27 protein-coding genes, 1 tRNA gene and 1 pseudogene are annotated in these 26,184 nt (G+C 63.2%); 18 read left to right on the top strand and 11 right to left on the bottom strand.

The features are described 5' to 3' along the window. Window positions 1-81: 81 nt before the first annotated feature. The 5 genes from VEIS_RS15070 to VEIS_RS30620 all read left to right on the top strand — a co-directional run bounded on the left by VEIS_RS15070 (window position 82) and on the right by VEIS_RS30620 (window position 1,832). Window positions 82-378 carry a hypothetical protein gene (locus tag VEIS_RS15070; protein ID WP_157048536.1) on the top strand — a complete coding sequence of 99 codons (297 nt, stop codon included), beginning with the start codon at window positions 82-84 and terminating at the stop codon, window positions 376-378. A 42-nt stretch (window positions 379-420) separates the two neighbouring features. Further along, window positions 421-594 (top strand): hypothetical protein, encoded by a 174-nt coding sequence (locus VEIS_RS30635; protein WP_232287709.1) that lies wholly within the window; start codon window positions 421-423, stop codon window positions 592-594. A 6-nt stretch (window positions 595-600) separates the two neighbouring features. Further along, window positions 601-1,026: a TauD/TfdA dioxygenase family protein gene (locus tag VEIS_RS30630; protein ID WP_321161071.1), complete on the top strand. Its 426-nt coding sequence runs from the start codon at window positions 601-603 to the stop codon at window positions 1,024-1,026. A 91-nt stretch (window positions 1,027-1,117) separates the two neighbouring features. After that, window positions 1,118-1,360, top strand: a complete 243-nt coding sequence (locus VEIS_RS30625; RefSeq protein ID WP_049773932.1) for a hypothetical protein — start codon at window positions 1,118-1,120, stop codon at window positions 1,358-1,360. A 70-nt stretch (window positions 1,361-1,430) separates the two neighbouring features. Continuing rightward, entirely contained in the window at window positions 1,431-1,832 is a 402-nt protein-coding gene (locus tag VEIS_RS30620; protein WP_011810825.1) for a BLUF domain-containing protein, read from the top strand. Window positions 1,833-2,247: 415 nt separating this feature from the next. Here VEIS_RS30620 and VEIS_RS15055 read toward each other — a convergent pair. The 11 genes and pseudogenes from VEIS_RS15055 to VEIS_RS31660 form a co-directional block, all read right to left on the bottom strand. Then, window positions 2,248-2,324, bottom strand: a tRNA-Pro gene (locus tag VEIS_RS15055). 30 nt (window positions 2,325-2,354) lie between these two features. Beyond that, window positions 2,355-2,777, bottom strand: coding sequence for a MerR family transcriptional regulator (locus VEIS_RS15050; RefSeq protein WP_011810824.1), 423 nt, complete (start codon window positions 2,775-2,777; stop codon window positions 2,355-2,357). A gap of 99 nt (window positions 2,778-2,876) precedes the next feature. Beyond that, the gene (locus tag VEIS_RS15045; RefSeq protein WP_011810823.1) at window positions 2,877-3,203 is read right to left on the bottom strand and encodes an integration host factor subunit alpha; all 327 of its coding nucleotides are present in this window, start codon (window positions 3,201-3,203) and stop codon (window positions 2,877-2,879) included. Between the two features lie 20 nt (window positions 3,204-3,223). Beyond that, window positions 3,224-5,689: a phenylalanine--tRNA ligase subunit beta gene (pheT, locus tag VEIS_RS15040; protein WP_011810822.1), complete on the bottom strand. Its 2,466-nt coding sequence runs from the start codon at window positions 5,687-5,689 to the stop codon at window positions 3,224-3,226. 25 nt (window positions 5,690-5,714) lie between these two features. After that, window positions 5,715-6,767: a phenylalanine--tRNA ligase subunit alpha gene (pheS, locus tag VEIS_RS15035; RefSeq protein WP_011810821.1), complete on the bottom strand. Its 1,053-nt coding sequence runs from the start codon at window positions 6,765-6,767 to the stop codon at window positions 5,715-5,717. Window positions 6,768-7,054: 287 nt separating this feature from the next. Further along, entirely contained in the window at window positions 7,055-7,414 is a 360-nt protein-coding gene (rplT, locus tag VEIS_RS15030; protein ID WP_011810820.1) for a 50S ribosomal protein L20, read from the bottom strand. Between the two features lie 25 nt (window positions 7,415-7,439). Then, complete coding sequence (gene rpmI / locus VEIS_RS15025) at window positions 7,440-7,643, bottom strand: 50S ribosomal protein L35 (RefSeq protein ID WP_011810819.1); 204 nt, start codon at window positions 7,641-7,643, stop codon at window positions 7,440-7,442. 114 nt (window positions 7,644-7,757) lie between these two features. Further along, a complete protein-coding gene (gene infC, locus VEIS_RS15020; RefSeq protein WP_083758645.1) occupies window positions 7,758-8,369 on the bottom strand; it encodes a translation initiation factor IF-3 in 612 nt (203 codons plus the stop codon). An 81-nt stretch (window positions 8,370-8,450) separates the two neighbouring features. Then, window positions 8,451-10,370, bottom strand: a complete 1,920-nt coding sequence (gene thrS, locus VEIS_RS15015) for a threonine--tRNA ligase (RefSeq protein ID WP_011810817.1) — start codon at window positions 10,368-10,370, stop codon at window positions 8,451-8,453. 359 nt (window positions 10,371-10,729) lie between these two features. Further along, the gene (gene aceA / locus VEIS_RS15010; protein WP_011810816.1) at window positions 10,730-12,061 is read right to left on the bottom strand and encodes an isocitrate lyase; all 1,332 of its coding nucleotides are present in this window, start codon (window positions 12,059-12,061) and stop codon (window positions 10,730-10,732) included. Between the two features lie 298 nt (window positions 12,062-12,359). Next, window positions 12,360-12,531, bottom strand: a pseudogene (locus VEIS_RS31660) (SDR family NAD(P)-dependent oxidoreductase); the annotation flags it as partial. Between the two features lie 237 nt (window positions 12,532-12,768). Between VEIS_RS31660 and VEIS_RS15005 the strand changes: the two are divergent. The 13 genes from VEIS_RS15005 to VEIS_RS14950 all read left to right on the top strand — a co-directional run bounded on the left by VEIS_RS15005 (window position 12,769) and on the right by VEIS_RS14950 (window position 26,181). Further along, a complete protein-coding gene (locus tag VEIS_RS15005) occupies window positions 12,769-13,068 on the top strand; it encodes an SWIB/MDM2 domain-containing protein (RefSeq protein ID WP_011810814.1) in 300 nt (99 codons plus the stop codon). A gap of 274 nt (window positions 13,069-13,342) precedes the next feature. Beyond that, window positions 13,343-15,619, top strand: coding sequence for a TonB-dependent receptor (locus VEIS_RS15000; RefSeq protein ID WP_232287707.1), 2,277 nt, complete (start codon window positions 13,343-13,345; stop codon window positions 15,617-15,619). Between the two features lie 2 nt (window positions 15,620-15,621). Beyond that, a complete protein-coding gene (locus VEIS_RS14995) occupies window positions 15,622-16,305 on the top strand; it encodes a Fe2+-dependent dioxygenase (protein ID WP_011810812.1) in 684 nt (227 codons plus the stop codon). Beyond that, window positions 16,302-17,489 (top strand): alpha-hydroxy acid oxidase, encoded by a 1,188-nt coding sequence (locus VEIS_RS14990; protein WP_011810811.1) that lies wholly within the window; start codon window positions 16,302-16,304, stop codon window positions 17,487-17,489. The genes VEIS_RS14995 and VEIS_RS14990 overlap by 4 nt, the downstream gene beginning before the upstream one ends. 434 nt (window positions 17,490-17,923) lie before the next feature. Continuing rightward, window positions 17,924-20,116, top strand: coding sequence for a TonB-dependent hemoglobin/transferrin/lactoferrin family receptor (locus tag VEIS_RS14985; RefSeq protein ID WP_011810810.1), 2,193 nt, complete (start codon window positions 17,924-17,926; stop codon window positions 20,114-20,116). A gap of 14 nt (window positions 20,117-20,130) precedes the next feature. Then, window positions 20,131-20,286 (top strand): hypothetical protein, encoded by a 156-nt coding sequence (locus VEIS_RS28840; protein ID WP_157048533.1) that lies wholly within the window; start codon window positions 20,131-20,133, stop codon window positions 20,284-20,286. A 27-nt stretch (window positions 20,287-20,313) separates the two neighbouring features. Continuing rightward, the gene (locus VEIS_RS14980) at window positions 20,314-21,414 is read left to right on the top strand and encodes a hemin-degrading factor (RefSeq protein WP_011810809.1); all 1,101 of its coding nucleotides are present in this window, start codon (window positions 20,314-20,316) and stop codon (window positions 21,412-21,414) included. After that, window positions 21,402-22,310 carry a heme/hemin ABC transporter substrate-binding protein gene (locus tag VEIS_RS14975; protein ID WP_011810808.1) on the top strand — a complete coding sequence of 303 codons (909 nt, stop codon included), beginning with the start codon at window positions 21,402-21,404 and terminating at the stop codon, window positions 22,308-22,310. Before VEIS_RS14980 ends, VEIS_RS14975 begins: the two co-directional genes overlap by 13 nt. A gap of 86 nt (window positions 22,311-22,396) precedes the next feature. Next, window positions 22,397-23,368 (top strand): FecCD family ABC transporter permease, encoded by a 972-nt coding sequence (locus tag VEIS_RS14970; protein ID WP_232287706.1) that lies wholly within the window; start codon window positions 22,397-22,399, stop codon window positions 23,366-23,368. Between the two features lie 10 nt (window positions 23,369-23,378). Further along, window positions 23,379-24,212: an ATP-binding cassette domain-containing protein gene (locus tag VEIS_RS14965; protein WP_157048532.1), complete on the top strand. Its 834-nt coding sequence runs from the start codon at window positions 23,379-23,381 to the stop codon at window positions 24,210-24,212. A 141-nt stretch (window positions 24,213-24,353) separates the two neighbouring features. Further along, complete coding sequence (locus VEIS_RS14960; protein WP_011810805.1) at window positions 24,354-24,626, top strand: (2Fe-2S)-binding protein; 273 nt, start codon at window positions 24,354-24,356, stop codon at window positions 24,624-24,626. A 106-nt stretch (window positions 24,627-24,732) separates the two neighbouring features. Further along, window positions 24,733-25,437 (top strand): energy transducer TonB, encoded by a 705-nt coding sequence (locus VEIS_RS14955; RefSeq protein WP_011810804.1) that lies wholly within the window; start codon window positions 24,733-24,735, stop codon window positions 25,435-25,437. A 24-nt stretch (window positions 25,438-25,461) separates the two neighbouring features. Further along, complete coding sequence (locus VEIS_RS14950; RefSeq protein WP_011810803.1) at window positions 25,462-26,181, top strand: MotA/TolQ/ExbB proton channel family protein; 720 nt, start codon at window positions 25,462-25,464, stop codon at window positions 26,179-26,181. Window positions 26,182-26,184: the final 3 nt, after the last annotated feature.

The following is a 26,184-nucleotide window of genomic DNA, read 5'->3' as shown; positions in this document are numbered from 1 at the left end:
TATGAACTGCATAACGATTATTTGTTTGCCGTATATCGCTTGCCTCCAATACGATTCGCGGGAAACAAGGCGATTATAAAAATGGCTTTTCTGCGAAAAATGCTCAAGAAATTACTGATCTCATTGTGGGCGCTCAGGGTTGCCACCACTGCTTCCGGTCAGGTCACATCCCCCTTGGACCGATTCACGGAGGATGAGGAATTTTGTGCCTATATGGTTTTCTCCCCCGATGGGGAAACCAGGGAATTGCTGGTCCGTCATCAAACCGCAATGGAGTCGATCATTCTATTTGTGCGCAAGAGTGCTCCAGAAATTTCGGAAACCCAGGCGATATTTCTCATCAGGTCCAAGTGCGATTCCGCATTAGGGTTGCAGTGAATTGAATTATTTATTTTTCAAGAACTTTAGAGAGGATGAAGCATGTCATGTGCCGCCATTGCCGAGCAAGGCCAAGCGTATCAGGCCATTCCATTATCGGGCGGGCTTGGCGCCGAATTGCGCGGTATCGTCATTCAAAACAATATGCCTCAAGAGGCAATCGACTTTATCTACCAGATGTTGCTCAAGCATTGGGTGGTGTTCTTTCGGAATTAGCACCAGATCACCGACCAGACGCACCGGGATTTCGCGCGGAACTTTGGTGACATCGTCAGTCACCCGACTGTCGCTGCCCAGGAGGATCCCTCGATACTTGAACTCCACTCGCACCGGGGCGGGCGCGCCAATTCTTGGCACACCGATGTCACCTTCGATGTGCGTCCGCCCAAGTTGTCCATTCTTCGCGCCGTCACGTTGCCCGAACTGGATGGAGACACGGGTGGGCCAACACGGTGGCTGTCTACGATCACCTGCCAGACAACCTCAAAACGCTGGCCGACAAGCTGTGGGCCGTACATGGCAACGATTTCGACTACGCCGCCAGCCGGGTGGAGCTGCTGCATGACGATACTTCCAGGAAATACCGTCGGCAATATGCCGCGCAGGTGCTCGCGGCAGTGGCTCTGTCGCAGAGCATTGGCATGCTGATTCTGGCGGCCTCGGCAGGCCGCTGGGTCAGCACGCATGGCCCGCGCCCGGTCTTCATCCTGGGCTCGGCCTGGGGGGGTGTGGTCTGGGTTTGCTGCAGATCATCAACCTCACGGAGTTCGCGCAGTTGGGTGAGACGATCGGCTTTAGCCAGGCCGCATCGATCAACGCGCTGTCTGGCCCCAGCAGGGGGGTATTCGGCGGGCTGCTGGGTGGCTTGCTCGAGAACTGGATTGCGCCACAATCATTGTTCTTGGTGTTCGTTCCGCTTTTCGCGCTTCTGGCCATCGTCCGGCTCCGTGACCATGCGACATGGCCTTGGCAGGCGCGGTGATAGTTGCCAGATACCTAAAGAGCGTTGCCTTTTCGTTGGCCATATACCGCAGCCGACCGACAGGATATCCATGAGCAATGAAGCGTTGAGCCAGTTCGTTTACTACAGCACCCTGGCAGATGGCTATGACGCCACTTGCGTGGGGGCCATCATCAAGACCGCCAGGGCATTCAATGCATCGAACGGAATCACCGGCGTGCTCCTGTTCGACGGCGAGCGCTTTTGCCAATACATCGAAGGAAATCCTGTAGCGGTCAATGCGCTGGTGGACCGCATCCGCCAAAATCCCCGGCATAAGGGTGTCACGACCTTGTTCCATGAGCCTCTCGCCGCGGGACGGCGGTACTCCAACTGGTCCATGGCTTTCTCCGACGTCGACGGCGACGCCATCATCGATCAGATGATCTCCAGGGCGCCCCATGACGCGCTGACAATCCTGTGGGAGCACCACCGGACTCTGGATATCGGCTGAGTTGGCTTCGGCAGCCCTGCATCATTGCCCAGCGCTGCTCGACATACTCAGCGTGGTATAGCTGCTTGACGCTTTCCGGGGAATGCGCCAGAGGCTGCGGTCCAGATCGAGTTGCTCCAGTGTCGGCAGGCACAACTCGCTGGTGCGCATGCGCACTCGGTGAGCGACAACAGCAAAGACCCAGTTGCGTCTTCTCCTCCCCCTCGTAGCTGAGCTGCGCAGAGCGCTCAGGAAGGCGAGGAGTTTGCGCAGAACTCCACGCTCGTTCTTTTATTCCAGGCGTCTCAAGCACCCCACAGACTTTGTGGTCAACGGATGTCAAATCCGGTTTACCCCTCAGACCAAAACGGCTTCAGCCAAAGAAAAACGGGTTACGACATTTCTGCTGTAACCCGTTGATTTCATTGAGAAAAAATGGTCGGCGTGGCGGGATTCGAACTCGCGACCCCTTGCACCCCATGCAAGTGCGCTACCAGGCTGCGCTACACGCCGACAAGGGGTGGAGTATATGCGGGAAACACTTCAGTTCAGCGCCAGCAGCGCGCGGATCTCGAATAATTCTTTGCGCACGGCGTTCGAGTCCAAAGCGAAATCCAGCGCATCGATGCCAAGGTCTGGCGCGCTGTCGAGCAGCATGCCGAATCCGGACTCGGCCGTGGCGTTTGCCGCCAACGCACCAGACTCCGAGGAGGTGAGTTCCTGGAGGCGGTTGCGGGCACCGCTGATGGTAAAGCCCTGCTCGTAGAGCAGGTCGCGAATGCGGCGAATCATCAGCACCTCGTGGTGCTGATAGTAGCGCCGGTTGCCACGCCGCTTCATCGGGCGCAGTTGGGAGAACTCCTGCTCCCAGTAACGCAGCACATGGGGTTTGACGCCGCACAGTTGGGCGACCTCACCAATGGTGAAGTAGCGCTTGGCAGGGATGGCGGGAAGGTGGTGGCCCATGGATTGCGGGTTCAGACCAGAAAGCTGGCAAGCCTACCGCAGACACGCCGGTACCGCCAGCCAGTTGGTGTCCAGATTGCGACAAAGGCGGTCTCCAATTTATCCGATCGCGGCTGTCTGTATCTGTTCCTTGAGCTTGCTGCTGGCATGAAAGATCACGACGCGGCGTGCCTGGATGGGGATGGCTTCGCCCGTGCGCGGGTTGCGCCCGGGTCTGGGCGCTTTGGTGCGGATCTGAAAATTGCCGAAGCCCGATAACTTGACGTCTTTGCCGTCGACCAGACTTTGCGCAATCAGATCGAAAACCGCGTCGATCATGTCTTTGGACTCGCGCTTGTTCAGGCCGATCTGATCAAACAGTAGTTCGGCCAACTGTGCTTTCGTCAGCGCCGGTGTCTCCAGGTTTTCTACTGCAAATTCGATCATGGCATCACTCCCATCGGGCGTCATCCGGCACGCAGCCGGGCGCCTGTGCACCGGGCCAGTTGGTCGGCCACGGCCTGCACGGCGGTATCGATCCGGGTTTCGGTGAGTGTGGCTTCGTCGCTGGCCAGGGTCAGGCGCAGGGCCAGGCTTTTCTCACCGGGGGCCAATCCGGTTGCGGGCGCCGGTTCAGCGGCATGTTCACCGGCACGCGGCGCCTTGGGGCGGTAGATGTCATACAGCACGGCCGAGCGCATGGTGTCGGGTGCGGCCCGTTGCACGGCGGCCATGATGTCGGCATGTGTCACGCGCTCGGCCACTACCACGGCCAGGTCGCGCTCGACGGCCTGATGCCGGGCCACGGGCCGGAAGCGGGCCACCTCGCGTTGCAGCACGGCGTCGAGTTCGAGCTCGAACAGCACCGGGGCCTGGGGCAGTTCCCAGGATTGGCGCCACTGCGGATGCAACTCGCCGACAAAGCCGATGGCGCGCCCGTTCAGCAGCACGCGCGCACAGCGGCCAGGGTGCAGGGCCGGATGGCTTGCCGCTTCAAAGTCGGCAGACAGTGGCGCCAGCAGGGCCTGCACATCACCCTTGACATCGAAGAAGTCGATGGCCTGCTCCTTGCGTCCCCATTGCAGGATGTCGCCCGGGCCATAGGCCAGGCCCGCCACGCGCAGGGGCTGGTGGATGCCCGCCACCGTGGTGTCGGTGTTCTTGATGTCGTCAGCGCGCAGGAACACCCGGCCCAACTCGAACACGCGCACACGCGCGGCCTTGCGGTCCAGATTGAACCTCAAAACCTGTAGCAACGAGCCAAACAAAGTAGAGCGCATGACGCTCATCTGGCTGGCAATCGGGTTGAGCAGCCGGATCGGCTGCGGATTGGCCGCCAGTTCCAGTTCCCAGCGCTCTGGCACAAAGCTGAAGTTGATCGTTTCCTGGTAACCAGCGCCGGCCAGCGCGCGGCGCACGGCGAATGGGCTGCGCCTGGCCTCGGCGGCGAGTTGGGGGGCCATGGGTGCCAGCGGGGGCGTGGCCGGCAGTTTGTCGTAGCCCACCATGCGCGCGACTTCTTCGATCAGGTCTTCCTCTATCGTGAGGTCAAAGCGGTGGGCCGGTGGCGTGACCGTGAGCTGGCCATCGCCCTGCACCATCGGCAAGGCCAGGCGTTGCAGTGCGTCGGCGCATTGCTGCTGCGTCAGCGGCATGCCGATGACCTTGGCCGCACGCGCCACGCGCAGCGTGACAGGCTGCGGCACAGGCAGGTTCAGGCACTGGTCGTCGATGGGGCCGCAGGCTGTCTGCGGCGTGCCGCAGATGGCGCTGACCAGCGCGGTGATGCGTTCGATATGCTCTACGGTCAGGCTCGGGTCGACGCCGCGCTCGAAGCGGTGGCCGGCATCGGTTGCGCAGTTCAGGCGCCGCGAGCGCCCTGCCACCGCCTTGGGCCACCAGAAGGCGGCCTCGATGTAGATATGCCGGGTCTGCTCCGACACGGCCGTGGCGTTGCCGCCCATGATGCCGGCCAGCGATTCGACCTGCTCGTCGTCGGCAATCACGCCCACCTTGTCGTCGAGCGTGATGCGGTTGCCATCGAGCAATGTGAGCTGCTCGCCAGGTTTGCTCCAGCGCACATGGAGCCCGCCGCAGATCTTGTCGAGGTCAAAAATATGCGATGGCCGGCCGAGCTCGAACATCACGTAGTTGGAGATGTCCACCAGTGGCGCTACGCTGCGCTGGCCGCAGCGGGCCAGGCGCTCGCGCATCCACTGCGGCGTGGTGGCATGCGGGTTCAGATGGCGCACGATGCGGCCGGAAAAGCGCCCGCACAGGTCAGTGGCACTGACCTGCACCGGCAGTTTGTCGGCAATCCTGGCGGCGACTGCGGGAAACGATGGCTGCTGCAGCGCAGCGCCCGTCAGTGCCGAGACTTCGCGCGCAATGCCATGGACGCTCAGGCAATGCGCCAGATTGGGCGTGAGCTTGAGGGTGAACAGCATGTCGTCGAGATCCAGGTGCACGCGGATGTCCTGGCCCAGGGGGGCCGATGCGTCCAGTTCCAGCAAACCGCCGCCATGCTCCTCGGACAGCCTGAGTTCGCGGGCCGAGCACAGCATGCCCTGGCTGGGCACGCCGCGCAGTTGACCCAGTTCGATGCGGACAGGCTGGCCGTCATCTCCGGCTGGCAGTTCTGCGCCGACCAATGCGCAAGGCACTTTGATGCCCACCCGGGCATTGGGCGCACCGCAGACGATGTTGAGCAGAGCGCCACCCTGCCCCACGTCCACCTGGCACACGCGCAGGCGGTCGGCCTCGGGATGCTGCGCGACCGCCTTGATGTGGCCCACCACGACCCGGGTGCAAGGGGGCGCCACGGGGCGCAGTGCTTCCACCTCCAGGCCGGCCATGGTCAGCGTTTGCGCCAGTTCGACCGTGGTCAGCGGCGGGTTACAGAACTCGCGCAACCAGGATTCGGGAAATTGCATGGTCAGACTCTTGTACGGATCGGCGTTACCGGAACTGCGACAGAAAACGGATGTCGCCGTCAAAGAACAGGCGCAGGTCGCTGACGCCGTAGCGCAGCATGGTCAGTCGGTCCAGCCCCATGCCGAAGGCAAAGCCGATGTACTTTTCGGGATCCAGTCCCATGTTGCGCACCACGTTCGGGTGCACCTGGCCCGAGCCGGCCACTTCCAGCCAGCGGCCAGCCAGCGGGCCGGTCTGAAACCGGATGTCGATCTCGGCGCTGGGCTCCGTAAAGGGGAAAAAACTGGGACGAAAGCGCAGCACCAAATCATCGCTTTCAAAAAACCTGCGGCAAAAGCCCGTGAAGATGACCTTCAGGTCCTTGAAGCCCACGTTCTCGCCGATCCACAGGCCCTCGCACTGGTGGAACATCGGCGAGTGCGTGGCGTCGCTGTCGATGCGGTAGGCGCGGCCAGGGGCGATCACGCGGATCTCGGGCATGGGCTGGCCCGCATCCAACGCCGCGCGATGCGCTTTGACATGCTGCACCGCGTGGCGTATTTGCATCGGGCTGGTGTGCGTGCGCAGCAGGTTGGGGGCGCCGGCAGTGCCGCCTTCTACATAGAAGGTGTCGTGCATGGAACGCGCCGGGTGGTCCTCGGGTGTGTTCAGGGCGGTGAAGTTGAACCAGTCGGTCTCGATCTCGGGGCCATCGGCCACGTCAAAACCCATGGAGCCGAACAGGCCCTCGATGCGCTCCAGCGTCAGTGACACAGGGTGCAGGCCGCCCTGCCCGCGCTGGCGGCCCGGCAGGCTCACGTCGAGCGCATCGGCTGTCAATTGCTGCTGCAACTGTGCATCGGCCAGGGCCTGGCGGCGTGCGTTGAGGGCGGCCTCGATGGCCTGTTTGGCCAAGTTGATGGCGGCGCCACGGGTTTTCTTTTCCGCGACACACAGTTGCGCCATGCCCTTCATCAACTCGGTTACGCGGCCCGACTTGCCCAGAAACTGCGCTTTGGCATTCTCCAGATCAGCAGGACTGGTGCTTTGGGCAAAGCGTTGCCGCGCGCTCTCAACCAGGGAATCCAACTCGTTCATGGCGACTCATTGAAAATGCACAAGGACTGGCGCTGTCCAAAGCAAAGCCCTGGTGACACGACACTAGTGCGCCGTCCCGCAAACGACTGCGCATGAAACCGCAGCTTTCGCGCCAGAGCGGCGGTGCCACCCACTCGCGGTACCAGCGGGTGTCGCAAGGGTTTGCGCCTTGCCCTGACACGAAGCGCGTCGATTTCATCTTGTGCAGTCATTCATACGGGACGGCGCATGAGCCATTGGCGTCATTGCGCAGGAAGCTATTAAAGATATAGCGCCGCGGTGTCAGATCAAACCGCCAGGCGGGCCTTGACTTGCTCGACGATGCTGCCGAAGGCGGCCTTGTCGTGCACAGCCAGGTCGGCCAGCATCTTGCGGTCGATCTCGATGGCCGCTTTCTTCAGGCCGTTGGCGAACTGGCTGTAGGTCAGGCCCAGTTCACGGGCAGCGGCGTTGATACGGGCAATCCACAGTTGGCGGAACACGCGCTTTTTGGTGCGGCGGTCACGATAGGCATATTGCCCGGCCTTCATCACCGCCTGTTTGGCGATACGAAAGACATTGCCGCGGCGACCGCGGAAACCCTTGGCAAGGGCCAGAACTTTCTTGTGGCGGGCACGGGCCGTTACACCACGTTTGACGCGAGGCATGTGTGTACTCCTGGTTCGTCAGTGATCAAAGGCCGGCGCCGGGCAGCATTTGTGCCATCGAGCCCATGTTGGTCTCATGCACGGCCACGGTACCCCGCAGATGGCGTTTGTTTCTGGTGGTCATCTTGGTCAGGATGTGACGCTTGAACGCCTGGCCACGCTTGACGGTGCCACCGGGACGAACACGAAAGCGCTTTTTCGCGCTGCTCTTGGTCTTCATTTTGGGCATTGAATGCTCCCCTGGGTTGTGCTCGCGAGGCGTTTGCAGACCGATCTGCAAACTTGTTGGCCCCGAGCCACTTTGATTGGGCACCGCGCCTTTGCGGGCGCGGTGCCCAAATTTTCAAGTCACCGCCGCAGTGCCGGCGACCGGGGCTTGGTCCGGCACCGGTTTGGCCACGGGCTTTTTCTTGCCCGGGGCGATCATCATGATCATCTGGCGCCCTTCGAGTTTGGGAAACTGCTCGACGATGATGACATCGGCCAACTCGTCGCGAATGCGATTGAGCAATGCCAGACCGAGCTCCTGGTGCGTGATCTCACGACCGCGAAAGCGCAGCGTGATCTTGCACTTGTCGCCGTCGGCCAGAAAACGGCGGATGTTGCGCATCTTGATGTGGTAGTCGCCATCGTCCGTGCCCGGACGAAACTTGACTTCCTTGATCTCGATGACCGTCTGCTTGGCCTTGGCTTCGGCGGCCCGTTTTTGTTCCTGGTACTTGAACTTGCCATAGTCCATCAGGCGACACACCGGAGGATTCGCCGTGGCGGCGATTTCCACCAGATCCACATCCAACTCGCCGGCCATGCGCAAGGCTTCGATCAGGCTCACAACGCCCAGCGGTTCGTTGTCAGGCCCGGACAGGCGTACCTCCGGGGCCATGATTTCACGGTTCAAGCGGTGCTTGCGCTCTTCGCGGTGGCGACGATCACGAAATTCAGTAGCGATGGTTATCTTCCTTGAATCAAGACGCTACAAAAAAGTAGCCAATCCCGCACAGTTGACAAGCGGCAAAGCAGCTTTTGGTATTCAAAATCAGGCTTTGGTGGAAATCTCGTCAGCGATGCGTTCGATGAACGCGTCGACCGACATGACACCGAGGTCGCCATGACCCCGGGCTCGCACTGCAACGGCACCTGCTGCCCTCTCCTTGTCGCCTGCGACCAGGATGTAAGGCAGCTTTTGCATCGAATGCTCGCGTATTTTATACGTGATCTTCTCGTTGCGCAGATCGAGCAATAGCCTGAGGCCCAGGTGGGACAGCGCTTTTTGCATTTTTGCAGCGATTTCGCGACAGTAGTCGGACTGCGCCTCCGTGATGTTGAGCAGCGCCAGTTGCACCGGCGCGAGCCAGGCGGGCAAGGCGCCTGCGTGCTGTTCGAGCAAGATCCCGATGAAGCGCTCCAGGCTGCCGACAATGGCGCGGTGCAACATGATGGGGCGATGGCGGGCGCCATCTTCGCCGACGAATTCGGCATCCAGACGCTCGGGCATGTTCGGGTCGACCTGTATCGTGCCGCACTGCCACTGCCGGCCCAGGGCATCCTTGAGCGTGTATTCCACCTTGGGGCCATAGAACGCGCCCTCGCCCGGCAGATACTCGAATTCGCAACCCGAGGCGCGCAGCCCTTGGGCCAGGGCATGCTCGGCCTGATCCCAGCTTTCCTCGGTGCCGATGTGCTTTTCGGGCCGCGTCGCCAGCTTGTAGATGATGTCCGTGAACCCGAAGTCCCGGTAGACCTTTTGTACCAGCGCCGTGAAGGCCAGGATCTCGGACTGGATCTGCTGTGCAGTGCAAAAGATATGGCCATCGTCCTGCGTGAAAGCGCGCACACGCATGATCCCGTGCAGCCCCCCCGAGGGTTCATTGCGGTGGCACTGGCCGAACTCGCCAAAGCGCAGCGGCAGGTCCCGATAGCTCTTGATGCCCTGCTTGAAGATGATGATGTGGCCCGGGCAATTCATCGGTTTGAGGGCGTAGTCGCGCTTTTCCGATTCGGTCACGAACATGTTCTCGCGGTACTTGTCCCAGTGACCGGTTTTCTCCCACAGGCCCTGGTCGAGAATCTGTGGCCCCTTGACCTCCTGATAGCCGTTGTCGCGGTACACGCGCCGCATGTACTGCTCGACCTCCTGCCACAGCGTCCAGCCCTTGGGATGCCAGAACACGGTGCCGGGCGAATGCTCGTCGATGTGGAACAGATCGAGCTCGCGGCCGAGCTTGCGGTGATCGCGTTTTTCTGCCTCTTCGAGCATCGTCAGGTACTGCTGCAACGCCTCCTTGCTGGCCCAGGCCGTGCCGTATACACGCTGCAGCATCTGGTTGCGATGGTCGCCGCGCCAGTACGCGCCGGCCACCTTCATCAGTTTGAAGAACTTCAGCTTGCCCGTGCTCGGGACATGGGGGCCACGGCACAGGTCCTCGAAAGAGCCTTCCCGGTACAGGCTGACCTCTTCGTCACCGGGGATGCCGGCAATGATCTCGGCCTTGTAGTGTTCCCCCAGGCCCTTGAAATAGGCGATCGCCGCATCGCGCGGCAGCACCCGGCGCAGCACCGGCTCGTCTTTGGCGGCAAGCTCGGCCATGCGTTTTTCCATGGCCACCAAATCATCTGGCGTGAACGGGCGCTGGTACGCAAAGTCGTAATAAAACCCGTTGTCGATCACGGGGCCGATGGTGACCTGTGCCTCGGGGAATAGTTCCTTGACGGCATAGGCCAGCAAATGGGCCGTGGAGTGGCGGATCAGTTCCAGCCCGGCGTCGTCCTTGTCCGTGATGATCGACAGCCGGCAGTCGGCCGTGATCCGGTGGCTGGTGTCGAGCAACTGGTCGCCGATCTTGCCGGCCAAGGCCGCCTTGGCCAGACCCGGGCCAATCGATGCCGCCACTTCAGCCACCGTCACCGGGCCCGGAAATGCGCGCTGCGAGCCGTCTGGGAGCGTGATGTGAATCATGGGAGAAGACTTTCTTTTCAGTCAGTGCCGTGGTTGCCGTGGGGAACAGGTGGTGCGGGCAAGCACCAGGGCCGGAAACGAAAAAGCGCGAAACAGGCTCGCGCTTTTCGGAGGATGGGGGTCTCGTGCAAGCGCGGACGGCCAAGCTCAGCGGCCGGTGAACGGCTCCAACGTAGTTCGCGGTGTCATAACCGGACTGCCTTTCCTGCTCTTTTCTTGTTTCAGCGTTTCGATGGAATGGCCCGCATCTTAACCCCACGGCCACTTCCCGCGCCCCAGGCATCCGCCCGGGGCTTGTCGGGCCACCCTTTGGCTGCGTTGCTCACCACAGATTGCGGCAACGAGCGCCAGGCTTTGGCTCAGTGGAACTGTTGCTCTTCGGTCGAGCCGGTCAGCGCCTTCACGCTGGAGGAGCCGCCCTGGATCACGGTGGTCACGTCATCGAAGTAGCCTGCGCCCACCTCCTGCTGGTGCGACACGAAGCTGTAGCCCTTTTCGCGGGCGGCGAATTCCGGCTCCTGCACCATATCGGTGTAGTGCTTCATGCCTTCGCCACGGGCGTAGGCATGGGCGAACTCGAAGGTGTTGAACCAGTTGATATGGATGCCGGCCAGCGTGATGAACTGGAACTTGTAGCCCAGGGCCGACAGTTCGTCCTGAAAGGAGGCGATCTGCTGGTCGTTCAAGTTCTTCTTCCAGTTGAAGGACGGCGAGCAGTTGTACGACAGCAGCTTGCCCGGGCATGCTGCGTGCACAGCCTGGGCGAATTCACGGGCAAAGCCGATGTCCGGCACACCGGTTTCGCACCACACCAGGTCGGCGTAAGGAGCGTAGGCGACGCCACGGCTGATGGCTTGCTCCAGCCCGTTCTTGACGCGGTAAAAGCCTTCCTGCGTGCGTTCGCCGGTCAGAAAGGGCCTGTCGTTCGCGTCATGGTCGGACGTGACCAGGTTGGCGGCTTCGGCATCGGTGCGGGCCAGCACGATGGTCGACACGCCCATCACGTCGGCCGCAAAGCGCGCCGCGATCAGCTTTTCGCAGGCTTCCTGCGTGGGCACCAGCACCTTGCCACCCATGTGGCCGCATTTCTTCACGGCCGCCAACTGGTCCTCGAAGTGAACACCGGCAGCGCCGGCGCTGATCATGTTCTTCATCAACTCGAAGGCGTTGAGCACGCCGCCAAAGCCGGCCTCGGCGTCTGCCACGATGGGCAGGAAATAGTCGATGAACTCCTTGTCGCCGGGGTTGACGCCACGGCCCCACTGAATTTCGTCAGCGCGCTTGAAGGTGTTGTTGATGCGGCGGACCATCGCGGGCACCGAGTCGTAGGCGTACAGCGACTGGTCGGGGTACATGGTTTCCGAAGTGTTGCCGTCGGCGGCCACTTGCCAGCCCGACAGGTACACGGCTTCCAGACCGGCCTTGGCTTGCTGCATGGCCTGCCCGGCAGAGATGGCGCCGAATGCGTTCACGTAGCCCTTTTTGGCGCCGCCGTTGATCTTGTCCCACAGCTTTTCCGCACCGCGCTGGGCCAGCGTGTGCTCCGGCTGCAAGCTGCCGCGCAGGCGCACCACATCAGCGGCGCCGTAGCCGCGCTTGACGCCCTTCCAGCGCGGGGCCTGGGCCCAATTTTTTTCCAGCGCGGCGATTTGCTGCTCGCGGCTGAGTTGTTCGTTCAGGGATTGGGGCATGGGATCACTCCAGAGGTAGGTTGGAAACACCGGGCTGCTGCATGCCGCCCTTGGAGAGGACTTTAAGTCTTCTATAAGAGTTGCACAAGCTCTTATGTCTTATAGAAGAGATGAAATTTGTAACCATGGCGCAGGCCATCGATGGCAAAACGCTCAACCCTCCCCCGGCAACGTCCCCGTGCGCAATCGACCTGTCATTCCATCTCCCAATCGTTCGTGAACGCGAAGCCGAAAAATTGCACGGATGATTCAGGAATGACATCAGACACCAGGCCCCGGGGCTCGATCGCGCACAGCAGACTAGTGTCGCGTCACCGATCATCTGTCGGTCTGCGCTGGCCATCGAAGCGCATCGCGGCGTTGCATCGCTTGCCAATACAGATCGGTATGGGCTGCGCGATGCGCCTTGCGCTGCGCTCCGATGGCTGCGCGCAGCCTACGACATCTGATCGGTGACGCGACACTAGGATCGCCTCCCAAGTGATAGCGCCTGCCTGTCAGTTGCGCAGGCCCGATAAAGCGCGGGCGGGTTCGTTGGACATGGTGCGCACAACCGTCATGTCGAGACCAGGGCGCCAGTGCAACGAATCGAAGCAAAAAAGATGGTTCCTCCCTTGGAATCATGATTTTTTCCCATTAGCATCCATCATCCAGTGGGAAAGTGTCGTTTCCGCTGGTGACAACCTACGTCCAACAAGGAACCCAACATGGCAACTGCAAAAAAAACGCCGACAGCGGCAGCCCCCGCAGCCAAGAAACGCAGCCCCAACGCCGCTTTCATGAAGGCTCTCACACCCAGCCCCGCGCTGGCCGCCGTGGTTGGCTCGGCGCCGCTGCCACGCACGCAAATCATCAGCAAGCTGTGGATCTACATCAGGGCCAACAACCTGCAAGACGCTGCCAACAAGCAAAACATCAACGCCGATGCCAAGCTCAAGGAACTGTTCGGCAAGCCCCAAGTGTCGATGTTTGAACTCGCCGGCCTGATCGGCAAGCATGTGAAGTAACACGCACGGCATTCGTTGCCCCCGAAAAAAGCCGGCGTTGCCGGCTTTTTTTACGGCCACGCACAGCAAAGTGTGGCGCATCTGTGCCAAAACGAAGCAGACACAAACGGGAATGATTTGCATTTGGTGTACGATCGTACCGCACGACGAAGCACAGCCGCCATGCCCATCCGGATCCAGCCACTGCCCTCGCCTGCTCTTGGCGCATTTGCGCGTTACCTGCACATCCCCAATGACGGAGGTTCCCTTGGCAAAATCCCGCACCCGCAGCCCCATGCTGCACTCCCGAGCACCCTCTTTCACCTGCGCGCCACCCGCGCTTGCGCGCGGCAGGGCTGCGGACAAGGCATTGCTGCCTCTCATGCCCCTGGGCGCCCTGATGCTGGGTGCCTGCGTAGGCGCCATGGCACAAACGGCCACGCCCGACAAGACCCTGGCTCCGGTGGTGGTCAAGGAGCGCAGCGATGCCCCCGAAGGCAAGGACAGCCTGCGCGCCAGCGAGACCCGCATCGGCAAGGGTCGGCAGCAGTTGCGCGATATCCCGCAGTCGGTCACGGTCGTCACCGAGCGCCTGATTGACGATCGCAACCTCGACACCGTCAAGGAGGCGCTGAAGAACACCGCCGGCATCAGTTTCATGGCGGCCGAAGGCGGCGAGGAGGACATCCGGCTGCGCGGCTTTGCCTTGCAAAGCACCGGGGACATGTTCATTGACGGCATGCGCGACCCCGCGTTCTACGACCGTGACACCTTCAACCTGGACCGGCTGGAACTGCTGCGCGGCTCGGCCTCCATGCTGTTCGGCCGTGGCTCCACGGGTGGCGCGGTCAACCAAGTGAGCAAGTCCCCGCGCCTGATCGACACGCACCAAGTGGACCTGACGCTGGGCAGCCACCAGTACCGGCGCATGACCGGTGACTTCAACCTCCTGACCGGGGAGAACGCCGCCCTGCGCCTGAATGCGATGAGCACCACCGCCGACAACGACGGCGCCGGCAGCCGCATCGAAAAGAAGGGCCTGGCCGGCAGCTACGCCTGGGGTGTGGGCATGCGCGACGAGTTTTCGCTCAGCCTGTACCACCTGGACAACAAGAACGGCATGAACTACGGCATGCCCTGGATTCGCCCGAATGCCAGCGCACCGGCAAGCGCCACCACGCTGCTGCCACTGGACCCGAAGACCTACTACGGCGCCGCCAGCGATTACAGCGCCGGCAGCGCCAGCCTGGCGACGCTGGGCCATACCCACCGCTTCGACGGCCAAGCCGAGCTCAAGACCCAACTGCGTGTCGGCCACTTCGAGCGCGACCAGCGGGCCGGCGCCATCCGGTTCGCACAAGCCAGTCGGCAACCCGGTGGCCTGGCCGCCACGCTGGAGAACTTCGGCCCCGCCACGCGGCTCGAGCGCCGCACGCACCTGAAGATCCAGGAACTGAACAGCGTGCAACTGCAAAGCGACTTCAGCAACAAGTTCCAGGCCCTGGGCCGCCAGCACGAACTGCTGGCCGGCGCAGACTTTACCGATGAGAAGAAAACCGTGTCCGCAGCACGCAGCGCCGCACAGGGCGGCGTGGATCTGTCCAAGCCCGATACCACGGTGGGCCAGCCCAACGATGGCGCCGGCATCGATGAATCGCGCCGCGTGCTGCGCAGCGCCAGCGACTTCAAGGCCAGGGCCTTTGGCCTTTATGCCCAGGACCTGGTCCAGATCGCCGAGCACTGGAAACTGCTCGCCGGCCTGCGCTACGACAGCATGAACGGCAGCTACCGCAGCTTGAGCATCCCCAGAGAGGCTCCCGCCCCTGTCACCACCACCAGTTACCGGCAGAAGATCTCCGCGTGGAGCCAGCGCGCCGGGCTGCTGTACCAACCCAATGGCCTGCAGTCCTACCATGTCTCATACGGCACCTCGTTCAACACCTCGGGCGACACCTATTCGTACAGTTCCAAGACGGTGAACACCCCGCCGGAGGCCAGCCGCAACATCGAACTCGGCGCCAAGCTGGACTCGGCGGACAAGCGCCTGAGCACGCGCCTGGCGCTGTTTCACTCGACCAAGTACCGCGAGCGCAATACCGACCCCGATCTGAACATCGACCTGCTGTCGGGCAAGCGCCATGCCGCGGGTGCCGAGATCGACATCACCGGCCGCCTGACACCCCGCTGGGAGGTCTACGGCTCTTACATGTGGATGCCCAGCGCCAAGATCGACATCGGTGCCCAGGGTGCCGAAGGCCAGGGCAGCCGCCCGTCGCTCACGCCCCGCCACAGCGGCACGGTGTGGAGCAGCTACCAGATCAGCCCCGCACTGCGTCTGGGGGCTGGTGTCAACTGGCGCAGTTCGCAGACCCCCAACCGCAACCCTGGCTGGACAGCGCCGGGCTTCATGGTCGCCGACCTGATGGCCGAGTACGCGCTCAGCGAGCGCTACACGATCAGGACCCATCTGGGCAATGTGACCAACAAGCTCTATGCCGATTCGATCTACCCCGGCCATTACATTCCCGGCCCGGGGCGCACGATCCAGGTCACGGCCAGCGTCAAGTTCTGACCATGCTGCTGATCCTTGCCGACCTGCTCTCGCCCCAGGAGTTGCAGACCGCCCGCCAGCTGCTGCGCAATGCCCGCTGGGACGACGGCAAGGACAGCGCCGGCACGCAGGCGCGCCAGGCCAAGAACAACCAGCAACTGCCGCGCGACAGCGAGGCCGGCCGGCGCATCGCGGCCATGGTGCTGGCGGCACTGGAGCGCAGCGCGCTGTTTCTCACCGCCACCTTGCCCAAGCGGGTGTTCCCGCCACGGGTCAACCGCTATGGCGGTGAGCACAACCACTATGGCGATCATGTGGACAGTGCCGTGCGCCAATTGGCCGACCGGCACGACCGCCTGCGCACCGACATCTCGTGCACGGTGTTCCTGTCCCCGCCCGACGAGTACGACGGCGGCGAGCTGTGCATCGATGACACCTTTGGCCCGCAGCGCGTCAAGCTGCCCGCAGGCCATGCCGTGATCTACCCCGGCACCAGCGTGCACCAGGTGCGCCCCGTGACGCGCGGGTACCGCATGGCCTGCTTCTTCTGGGTCGAGAGCCTGGTGCGCAGCGCCGAGCAGCGGCGCCTGCTCTACGACATGGACATGGCCCTGCTGCGCCTGCGCCAGCAGCATGGCGAATCGCCCGAAACCGTGGCACTGACCGGCAGCTACCACAACCTGCTGCGCATGTGGGCCGATACATGAGCTTGCCGCCAGCGCCTGCCCTCAACGCCGTGCCGCCAGGCATCGTGAACCTGGCCGACCACGAAAGCCATGCGCGGGCGCATCTGGACCCCCGGGCCTGGGCCTACTTCAGCGGTGGCGCAGCCGACGAAATCACGCTGGCCGCGAACCGCAGCGCCTGGGAGCGCATCCGGCTGCTGCCGCGCGTGCTGCGCCCGCTCGCGGGCGGCCATACCAGGGTGCAACTGCTGGGCCGCACCTGGGCCCACCCGATCTTGCTGGCCCCGGTGGCCTACCAGCGCATGGCCCACCCCGACGGCGAGCTTGGCAGCGCTTGCGCTGCGGCGGCCCTGGGCGCCGGCATCGTGCTCAGCACCCAGGCCAGCACGCGCCTGGAAGTGGTGGCCGAGGCCATCCGCAGCGACCCGGGGCGCGGGCCGCTGTGGTTCCAGTTGTACCTGCAGCACGACCGGGGTTTTACCCGTGCGTTGCTCGAACGCGCCGAACAGGCCGGCTATGAGGCCCTGGTGCTGACGGTAGACGCGCCCTGCCATGGCGCGCGCGACCGCGAGCGGCGCGCCGGCTTTCATCTGCCTTGCGGCGTATCGGCCGTCAACCTGCACGGCCTGCGACCCGCGCCACGGGTGACACTGCAGGCCGACCAGAGCGCCCTGTTCGACGGCCTGCTGCGGCACGCGCCCACCTGGGCCGATGTGCAATGGCTGCAAGCGAACACCCGGCTGCCCGTGCTGCTCAAGGGCCTGATGCACCCGGACGATGCGCGCCAGGCGGCCGCGCTGGGCGTGGCCGGCTTGATCGTGTCCAACCATGGGGGGCGCACCCTGGACACCAGCCCCGGCACGGCCAGCGTGCTGCCCCGCGTGGCCGACGCCGTGGCCCACAGCGCCACAGGCCCCCTGGCGCTGCTGGTCGATGGCGGCATACGCCGTGGCACGGATGTGCTCAAGGCCATGGCGCTGGGCGCCAGCGCCGTGCTGATTGGCCGCCCTGCACTGTATGGCCTGGCCAACGCGGGCGCCGCCGGCGTGGCCCATGTGCTGCGCCTGTTGCGCGACGAACTGGAAATCGCGATGGCCCTGACCGGCTGCGCAACGCTGGCCGAAGCCACACCGGCATTGCTGGATGCGGATGCCGCCCAGAGCCGCGAGCGCCAGGGCTTTTCTGGTGCCGTGTCCGATTCCTGACCGAATCTGGCACGGCCTCGCTGCGGCATGACGGCGATACCCAGCGGTTCGGTTGACGGTTGAACACCAGGACGGGCTGACGCGACGGGCGCGACGGGCGCATCGGGAAATCACCGCTTGCAGTTGATAACGATTCGCGTTTATTATTCTGCCCATGGACAAAGTCCCACTTCCAATGGTTCGGGCCAGGCCAGTTCCCTGCGCTGCTGAGGCGGGCCGTGGGCGATGGGTCGCTGCGGAGTGGCACGGACATCCAGCGACCAAGCTCTTGGCTGGCCTGTGCGGGTTGGGCACGGCGCATGGCCTGGAGCGCTATCGGTGGCGCCGCGTGACGCCCACCGGGAAAGTGGGCACCGACGAAGCCAGGGAAACCACCGCCACCTGCACCAGCCAGCCTGCGCCAGCCAGTGCCTGCATCTGATTTGGGAAGCACTATGCCGAGCAAGACAAAAACAGCGCTGGCGCTGAGCGTGGTGTGGGCAATGGCCCCATCCATGGCATCGGCCCAGCAAGCCGCCGACACCGATGGCAGCGTGGCGCGGCTCGATGAGGTCACCGTCAGTTCCACGCGCATCGAACGTCGGGTGGACCAGGTACCCAATACCGTCACGGTCACGCCTGCCGCCACGATGGAGCAAGCGGGCGCGCGTGACATCAAGGATGCGCTGCGCGATGAACTCGACGTGACCGTTCGCGCCGCCCCGGCACGCTTTACGGCAGCCGGGTCTGCCACGGGGCGCGCCGGCAACGAGGGCATCCACATTCGTGGCCTTGGAGGCAATCAGGTGCTGATGATGGTGGACGGCATCCGTGTGCCGAACAGTTTCTCGTTTGGCTCCTTTGCCACCGGGCGCGGCGACTTTCTCGACGTCAATGGCATCAAGACCGTCGAAGTGCTGCGCGGGCCGGCATCGACCCAGTTCGGAAGCGACGGCTTGGCAGGTGCCGTCAGTTTCCGGACACTCGACCCGGACGACCTTCTCAAACCGGGGCAGTCCATCGGTGGGTTTGCGCGTTCAAGTTACGCCAGCGTGGATCGTTCTTGGTCAAACACGCTGGGTGTCGCGGGAACCCACGGACGGTGGCAAGGGATGCTGTTGGGCAGCTATCGTCAAGGCCACGCGGTGGGCAATCAGGGGGAAAACGGTGCCCAAAACGTCAATCGAACCACGCCCAACCCGGTGGACTACAGCAACCCGTATCTGCTGGGCAAGGCACTCCTCACGGTCGATCCGACGCAGCAGATCGGGCTGACTTTCGAGACACAAAAGCGCACGCAAAACACCGAGGTCTATTCGGCGCGGGCGGTGCCTCCATTGACTTCGACCAGCACCCTCGACCTGGATGCGCGCGACCGGATCCATCGGGACCGCTTCTCGTTGGAGCACCAATTCAACGATCCGGGCTCCCCGTGGGTTCAGCGTGCGCAAACGCGCGTCTATTGGCAGGATGCCAAAGTCAACCAGTTCGCCACGGAGGATAGAAACACCGCGCCGGACCGCACACGGAACAACACCTACGGGACGAAAATCGCCGGATTTTCGACCTTGCTGGAAAGTAATCTGAGCGGTTTTTTGAATCAACGCCTGACCTATGGCGTGGACTGGAGCCAGGCCGGGATCACAGGTGTGCGTGATGGCACCGTGGCCCCGTTTGGAGAAACCTTCCCCACCAAGCCATTTCCTGATACCCGCCATACCTTGGTCGGCGCATTTGTCCAAAGCGATATCGAGGCGGGGAAATTCAGCGTCATTCCTGGTCTGCGTTTCGACCACTACCGCCTGTCACCATCGTCTGCCGGATATACCGGAGGCACGGCAGTGGCTTTGTCGGGGCAAGCCGTTACACCGCGTCTGGGCGCAGTGTGGCAGCTTGCACCTTCTTTTGCGCCATATGGGCAGTTTGCCAAAGGCTTTCGCGCTCCAACGCCGGATCAGGTCAATAACGGATTCACCAACCTGGCCTCCGGTTACACCAGTATCGGGAACGATCATCTCACTGCCGAGCATGCCGATAGTATCGAACTGGGTTTCAGGGGGCGGATGGAAAATGTCCGTTACTCCGTGGCGGCATTCGACAACCGCTACAAGAATTTCATCAGCCAGAAAGCAGTGGGTGGGACCGGAACGCCCGCCGATCCGACCGTGTTCCAGTACATCAATCTCGCCAACGCACATATCCGGGGCGTGGAGGCGCGCACTCAGTGGCCAATGGGCAGGCTTTGGAAAGCCAATGCAGGTATTGCCTATTCAAAGGGTGAGAGTGAAGTCGCTGGTGTCAAAGCGCCGTTGGACACCATTGAACCCCTCAAAGCGGTTTTCGGCGTGCGCTACGACGATGCCATCTGGGGTGCAAGAGCGAATCTGGTCTACAGCGCAGGCAAACAGAGCCGTCGAATCTCAACGACGACCGCGCAATTTGCGCCGCCGTCCCATACCGTGCTCCATCTTGGGTTCCATTGGAAACCCGCCCGCAATCTGTCGGTCAATGCCAATCTGAATAACGTCTTCGACACCAAATACTGGCGCTGGTCAGACGTCAGCGGCCTGGCTTCCGGCAGTACCGTCAAAGATGCCTACACCGCCCCCGGGCGCAACGCACAACTGTCCGTTCGATACGATTTTTGATGCCAGGAACCGACATGGACCCATCCCCGTACCTGAGTGCCGTGATGGATGCGTGCCGGAAATGCCCCGAATTCATCCACCACATGAGCGCCATCGAACACCGTAAAGAGCCGGCCCGGCGCAGCCCGGGTCAAACGACTGCCGCAGCGCTGGATGCGGTGACGCCGTAGCCACCACCCAGCGTACAGGGGATTTCCATGCACGATTCAGTCCAAACCATTCGGAACGCTTTCAGCACATTGCGGCGCAGCAGCAAGGCGCGCCACCGGGATATTGCCGAGCAGCTTTGTCTTTCCGAGGGAGAACTGATCGCCGCGCACGCCGGAAGCGCCAGCGACGACCCGAACGTGATTTTGCATGCCACGCGCTTGCGCCCCGACTGGTCCGGCATCATGGAGTCGCTCGAGCCATTGGGTGAAGCCATGGCCTTGACCCGCAACGCCTCATGCGTGCATGAAAAGACGGGGGTCTATCGCAACGCAAGCCACCAAAACCATGTGGGACTGGTGCTGGGCGGCGCGATCGATCTGCGCATCTTCTATCGGCAATGGGCGCATGGCTTTGCTGTCATCGAGCAAACGAGGCCAGGAAAGCCAACAGAGCCAACAGAGCAGCGCAGCCTTCAATTCTTTGATGCCGAAGGCACGGCCATCCACAAAGTCTTCCTGAAACCAGGCAGCGATGTGGCGGCCTATACGCGCCTGGTGGCCCACTTTGCCGCCAGCGATCAGAGCGCAGGCATCTGCGCACAAACCCCGGCGGCGCGGCCAGCCGAACTCGCGGATGCATCCATCGATGTGACAGGTTTTCATCGGGCATGGGACTCGCTGCGCGATACACATGAGTTCTTCGGATTGCTCAAGACCTTTGGCCTGACACGAACGCAAGCCCTGCGCCTGGCCGAACCCCGGTATGTCCACAAAGTGGCGGCGGATGATTGCCAGAGCCTGCTGCATGCGGCGGCGACCGATGGCGTGTCCATCATGGTGTTTGTCGGCAATCCCGGCATGATTCAAATTCACTCCGGGCCTGTCAAAAAGGTGGCTGTCATGGGGCCTTGGCTGAATGTGCTCGATCCCGGATTCAGCCTGCACCTTCGGGAAGACCACATTGCCAGCGCCTGGGTCGTCAAGAAACCCACCGTTGACGGGCTGGTGACATCGCTCGAATTGTTCGATGCCCAAGGCGACACGATGGCGCTGTTCTTTGGTGAGCGCAAGCCCGGCCAGCGTGAGCTGTGCGAGTGGCGTGCCCTGATCGAAAACCTCCAGCCGGAGCCCCGCCAATGCGCCGCATAAGCCATTCGGCCAAGGCCGATCCGATGGATGCGGAACGTCGCAAGGCATGTCTGCAGTGGGGACTTCTGGCCGCATGGCCGACAGGGTTGCCAGCCCGGGCCGCCGATGCGCGTCGCATCGTCAGCGTAGGCGGGGCACTGACGGAGATTGTTTTTGCCTTGCAGGCCAACGCTGATCTGGTCGGGGTGGACACGACTTCGCTGTACCCCGAGTCGGCGCAAAAGCTGCCCAGTGTTGGCTATGCCCGCTCTTTGTCTGTCGAGGGCGTCTTGGCGCTGGCACCCACGCAGGTCATCGCCACCGAGGATGCCGGGCCGCCGGCCGTGCTTCGGCAACTGTCGGCAGCGGGGATTCCGGTCGCCGTGCTGGCGGCCAATCACCGCTTTGAAGGTCTGATCGAGCGGGTCAGACATGTCGGCGCATTGACCGGGCGAGCGGCCCGGGCCACGGCGCTGCAACAGCGCTTGCAGCAAGAGTGGGCGCATGCCCGCGCCCAAGTCACCCGGCGCATGGCCGGGCCTGCCGCGCGGGTATTGTTTGTGCTGGCCCACGCGCCGAACCAGATCCTGGTGGCAGGAACGGACACCAGTGCCCAGGCCATGCTGGAGTATGCGGCCTCGGCCAACGCCATCGACGGGTTTTCGGGGTACAAGCCGTTGACGCCGGAAGCGGTCATCGCCGCGCAGCCCGATATCGTTCTGCTGACGGATCAGGGACTGAAGGCCGCTGGCGGCGTGACTGGCATTCTCAAACTGCCGGGGCTGGGGCAAACCCCTGCGGGACACAAGCGCCGGGTGATTGCACTGGAGGCCATGCTCATGCTGGGATTCGGGCCGCGCTTGCCTGCGGCGGTGAGCGCTTTGCATGCGGCCATTGAAATGGCGATGCGCGCATGAACATGCCCGGCGTCGATTGGCGCCTTTTTTTGCCAACCCAACGGGCTCTGCCGGCAGCATGGCTTTTCGGCGCCTTATTGCTGGGCATGGCCGTCGCGCTCCAATCCGGTGCCGTGCCGGTGACAGCCCGCGATTGGCTCTCTGCCCTTGGACTTGGCGCGCAGCAGGGCGTACCTGGCGCGGCCCATGTGCTGTGGAGCATCCGTCTGCCCAGGGCATTTTTCTCGGTGTTGGTGGGCGCCGGCATGGGCATGGCTGGTGCGTTGACACAGGGCTTGTTTCGCAATCCTCTGGCGGACCCGGGGCTTTTGGGCGTGAGCGCGGGGGCGGCTTGTGCGGCTGCGCTCACCATCGTGGTCTTTTCCGGGTTCAACCTGCCGATACCCATCTCCTGGCGCCCATGGCTTTTGCCCGCCGCCGCTTTTGCTGGCGCATTGACGGTCTGCTTCACGCTCGACCGCATGGCCCGCTGGATTACGCCAGGGTCCATCGCCGGCCTGCTGTTGACAGGCGTGGCGCTGAATGCGTTGGCGGCTGCGGTCATTGGTTTGTGCACCTACCTTGCCAGCGATGAGCAGTTGCGCAGCATCTCGTTTTGGACCTTGGGCTCGCTGGCTGGCGGCAATTGGGCACTGGTTGTGCTCTTGGCCTGTTTGCTGCTGCTGGCGTGGTGCCGGGTGCGCCAACTGATGCGCTCGATGAACGCGCTGGCCCTGGGCGAATCGGCTGCCGCGCATGTGGGTGTGGATGTTCAGCGCCTGCGCAGCCATGTCATCGTGCTGGTGGCGGTGCTGGCCGGGTTTTCGGTGGCATGGTGCGGAATGATCGGCTTCATCGGACTGATTGCGCCCCACCTCGTGCGTGTTTGGGTCGGTGCAGACCAGAGGCAGGTCGTACCGCTGTCCATGCTGATGGGCGGACTGCTCCTGCTCATGGCCGATACCTTGGCCCGCACGATCGCCATCCCCGCAGAAATTCCGGTCGGAATTTTTACGGCCCTGCTGGGCAGCCCGTTCTTCCTGCTGTTGCTGCGCGGCGCACGGGGCAGGATCGGGTGATGCGATGCGGATGAAAACGTCGACACACACCGCATTGCTGCAGCTCGATTCCGTGGGCCTCCGCTTGGGGGCGCATTCTTTTGGCCCGTTCTCCCTGCACATCACACCGGGCGAGCGCATCGCCATCCTCGGCCCCAGTGGCGCCGGCAAGTCGACCTTGCTCAAACTCATGTCCCGCGAATGCAAGCCAACCACCGGACAGGTCTCGTTCCATGGGCAGCGGCTGGCCGATTGGAGCCTGTCCGACTTGAGCCGGCGCCGGGCCGTGCTTCCGCAATCGGGCGATGTGGCTTTTGGACTTCAGGCCGATCTGGTGGTGGGATTGGGGCGCGTTGCTCGCGTTCACGACCCCCACCTGGCCGACATCGTTCAAGCCAGCGCAACGCTGGCGCACGCTGCTGGCCTGTTGCGGCGGCGTTTCGACACATTGTCCGGCGGCGAGCAGGCGCGTATCCAATTGGCGCGGGTGTTTGCCCAATTGTGGAACGCCCATGATGGACTGATCCTGGTCGATGAGCCATTGGCTGCGCTCGATCCCGGCCTGCAACTGGATTTGCTGGACAGCCTGGAGGCCTATGCTTTCGCCCGGCACCATGGCCTGGTCGCGATCTTGCACGACATCAACCAGGCCATGCTGGGCTTTGATCGTCTGTTATTGCTCAAGGGTGGAAAGCTCGTCGCCGACCTTCCCAGCTCTGCCGATGCCGTGCCTGCGTTGGAGTCGCTGTATGGCATCGCGCTGGGTTGCACCACCGACATTCAAGGCACCCTGGTCATTGCGCCGCTGCGCAAGCCCGCACGCCGGCCGGCCCCTGCCGGGGTCATGGCATGGGCTTGCGCATGACCCTTGCCGGTGCCGCCCAGCGCCACACTGGGGGATGGCCCCCTGACGGCAACGCCATGCCGGCAGCAGATATTTTTCAAATGCGATGGATTCGTATTTATAATTCGGCCCACCTGTTCAGATCTTCAAGCACCAGCCACCATGATCGTCTGTGTATGCCGCCGGATTTCGGACCATGAGATCGCCCGCCATGCGCGTGCCGGCCTGGGTTTTGACGAAATCCAGTTCGAATTGGGCCTGGCCACCCAATGCGGCGCCTGCGAAAACTGCGCCCGCGCCGTGCTGGCGCAGTGCAATGCCTCTCACCCGATCGTCGCCCGGCACCATCAGGCGACGGTGCAGACGACCCCGCTCGCCAGCACCGATGCGCAAAGCAAACCATGGAACTCCTGTCTACACTCGCCGGCAGCCTGATCCTTGTCGCAGGCTCGGCCTGGTGGGTCTTTCGCAAATAGCCCGCTCCCCAGCCATTTCTGGCCGCTGGCGCTGATCCCGATGGCGCTGGCCACCCGCACTTTTTATGCTCCACGCTGATCGTTTTCCTTCTCCCGGGGGTGCCAGCCGCAATGCCGTGATCGTGGTGTGCGTCGTGGCACTGCATATCGCTGGCCTGTGGGCCTTGCAGTCAGGGCTGCTGCGCCGCGCCGCGCAGATCATCGTGCCCGCAGAGCTGCTCAGCAACTTCATCGCCCCGCCTGCGCCCAAAGCCGCACCGCCGCCGCCACCGCCCGCGCCACCGGCGCCCAGGCCCAAGGCGCAGGCGCCGCACCCGGCGCCAATGCCGGTGGCCATGCCCGACCCGGCACCGGCGGCGCCCGATGCGCCCATCGGGGTGGTCACTGAACAACCCCCGGCGCCGCCGATGGATGCGCCCGTGGTGGCCGCAGCGCCCGCCCCCCCCGTTGTGCCAGCGCCGCCAGCGCCGCCCGCACCACCGCCGAAGATCGAATTACCGTCCAGCGACGCCGCCTACCTGAACAACCCCAAGCCCGCCTACCCCGCCATCAGCCGGCGCATGGGCGAACAAGGCAAGGTGCTGCTGCGCGTGCTGATCGGCAGCGACGGCCTGCCGCAGAAGGTGGAAATCAACCAGTCCAGCGGCTTCGACCGGCTCGACCGCCAGGCCCAAGAGGCCGTCATGCGCTGGCGCTTCGTGCCCGGCAAGCGCAACGGCGTGGCCGAGGCCATGTGGAACCTGGTGCCCGTCAACTTCGTTCTCGAATGAACCCATCACCGCCAAAGGAGTTTTATGGAATCGCAATTCGGCATCGCCAACGTCTGGATCCAGGGCGACTTCGTCACCCGCGCCGTCGCCACCATGCTGCTGGCCATGTCGCTGGCCTCGTGGATCGTCATCCTGCTCAAGGCCCTGGACCTCATCAGGTTCAACAAGCAGGCCCGCGCCGCGCAAGACTTCTGGCACAGCGAAGACTTTGCCGCCGGCCTGACCCAACTGGGCACGGACCCGCACAACCCCTTCCTGCAACTGGCCCGTGAAGGCCGCGAAGCCACGGCCCACCACCGCAACACCCAGGCCCACCTGCACGACCAACTCGACATGAGCGACTGGGTCACCCGCTGCCTGCGCAACTGCATCGACGCATTCACGGCCCGCCTGCAGTCGGGCCTGGCGATACTGGCCTCGGTCGGCTCCACCGCTCCGTTCATTGGCCTGTTCGGCACCGTCTGGGGCATCTACCATGCGCTGCTGTCCATCGGCACCTCGGGCCAATCGACCATCGACAAGGTGGCCGGCCCCATCGGCGAGGCCCTGATCATGACCGCCCTGGGCTTGGCCGTGGCCATCCCCGCCGTGCTGGGCTACAACGCGCTGGTGCGTGGCAACAAGTCGATCCTGGGCAGCCTCAACAGCTTTGCCCACGACCTGCACGCCTACTTTGTCACCGGCGCCCGCGTCAGCGCCGCAGGCGCGCCAGGCAAGGTGCTGCTGATGAAAAAAGGCAGTTGAACC

The organism is Verminephrobacter eiseniae EF01-2, assembly GCF_000015565.1.
GTDB lineage: Bacteria > Pseudomonadota > Gammaproteobacteria > Burkholderiales > Burkholderiaceae_C > Acidovorax > Acidovorax eiseniae.
The sequence above is the reverse complement of the archived record's forward strand: the minus strand, read 5'-3'. Positions and strand labels throughout refer to the sequence as shown.

Excerpts from the sequence above, each read along its gene's own strand:
- VEIS_RS15070 (WP_157048536.1), top strand. The coding sequence starts at position 82 with ATGGCTTTTCTGCGAAAAATGCTCAAGAAATTACTGATCTCATTGTGG.
- VEIS_RS30635 (WP_232287709.1), top strand. The coding sequence starts at position 421 with ATGTCATGTGCCGCCATTGCCGAGCAAGGCCAAGCGTATCAGGCCATT.
- VEIS_RS30620 (WP_011810825.1), top strand. The coding sequence starts at position 1,431 with ATGAGCAATGAAGCGTTGAGCCAGTTCGTTTACTACAGCACCCTGGCA.
- VEIS_RS15050 (WP_011810824.1), bottom strand. The coding sequence starts at position 2,777 with ATGGGCCACCACCTTCCCGCCATCCCTGCCAAGCGCTACTTCACCATT.
- VEIS_RS15045 (WP_011810823.1), bottom strand. The coding sequence starts at position 3,203 with ATGATCGAATTTGCAGTAGAAAACCTGGAGACACCGGCGCTGACGAAA.
- pheT (WP_011810822.1), bottom strand. The coding sequence starts at position 5,689 with ATGCAATTTCCCGAATCCTGGTTGCGCGAGTTCTGTAACCCGCCGCTG.
- pheS (WP_011810821.1), bottom strand. The coding sequence starts at position 6,767 with ATGAACGAGTTGGATTCCCTGGTTGAGAGCGCGCGGCAACGCTTTGCC.
- rplT (WP_011810820.1), bottom strand. The coding sequence starts at position 7,414 with ATGCCTCGCGTCAAACGTGGTGTAACGGCCCGTGCCCGCCACAAGAAA.
- rpmI (WP_011810819.1), bottom strand. The coding sequence starts at position 7,643 with ATGCCCAAAATGAAGACCAAGAGCAGCGCGAAAAAGCGCTTTCGTGTT.
- thrS (WP_011810817.1), bottom strand. The coding sequence starts at position 10,370 with ATGATTCACATCACGCTCCCAGACGGCTCGCAGCGCGCATTTCCGGGC.
- aceA (WP_011810816.1), bottom strand. The coding sequence starts at position 12,061 with ATGCCCCAATCCCTGAACGAACAACTCAGCCGCGAGCAGCAAATCGCC.
- VEIS_RS15005 (WP_011810814.1), top strand. The coding sequence starts at position 12,769 with ATGGCAACTGCAAAAAAAACGCCGACAGCGGCAGCCCCCGCAGCCAAG.
- VEIS_RS15000 (WP_232287707.1), top strand. The coding sequence starts at position 13,343 with ATGCTGCACTCCCGAGCACCCTCTTTCACCTGCGCGCCACCCGCGCTT.
- VEIS_RS14995 (WP_011810812.1), top strand. The coding sequence starts at position 15,622 with ATGCTGCTGATCCTTGCCGACCTGCTCTCGCCCCAGGAGTTGCAGACC.
- VEIS_RS14990 (WP_011810811.1), top strand. The coding sequence starts at position 16,302 with ATGAGCTTGCCGCCAGCGCCTGCCCTCAACGCCGTGCCGCCAGGCATC.
- VEIS_RS14985 (WP_011810810.1), top strand. The coding sequence starts at position 17,924 with ATGCCGAGCAAGACAAAAACAGCGCTGGCGCTGAGCGTGGTGTGGGCA.
- VEIS_RS28840 (WP_157048533.1), top strand. The coding sequence starts at position 20,131 with ATGGACCCATCCCCGTACCTGAGTGCCGTGATGGATGCGTGCCGGAAA.
- VEIS_RS14980 (WP_011810809.1), top strand. The coding sequence starts at position 20,314 with ATGCACGATTCAGTCCAAACCATTCGGAACGCTTTCAGCACATTGCGG.
- VEIS_RS14975 (WP_011810808.1), top strand. The coding sequence starts at position 21,402 with ATGCGCCGCATAAGCCATTCGGCCAAGGCCGATCCGATGGATGCGGAA.
- VEIS_RS14970 (WP_232287706.1), top strand. The coding sequence starts at position 22,397 with ATGGCCGTCGCGCTCCAATCCGGTGCCGTGCCGGTGACAGCCCGCGAT.
- VEIS_RS14965 (WP_157048532.1), top strand. The coding sequence starts at position 23,379 with ATGAAAACGTCGACACACACCGCATTGCTGCAGCTCGATTCCGTGGGC.
- VEIS_RS14960 (WP_011810805.1), top strand. The coding sequence starts at position 24,354 with ATGATCGTCTGTGTATGCCGCCGGATTTCGGACCATGAGATCGCCCGC.
- VEIS_RS14955 (WP_011810804.1), top strand. The coding sequence starts at position 24,733 with ATGCTCCACGCTGATCGTTTTCCTTCTCCCGGGGGTGCCAGCCGCAAT.
- VEIS_RS14950 (WP_011810803.1), top strand. The coding sequence starts at position 25,462 with ATGGAATCGCAATTCGGCATCGCCAACGTCTGGATCCAGGGCGACTTC.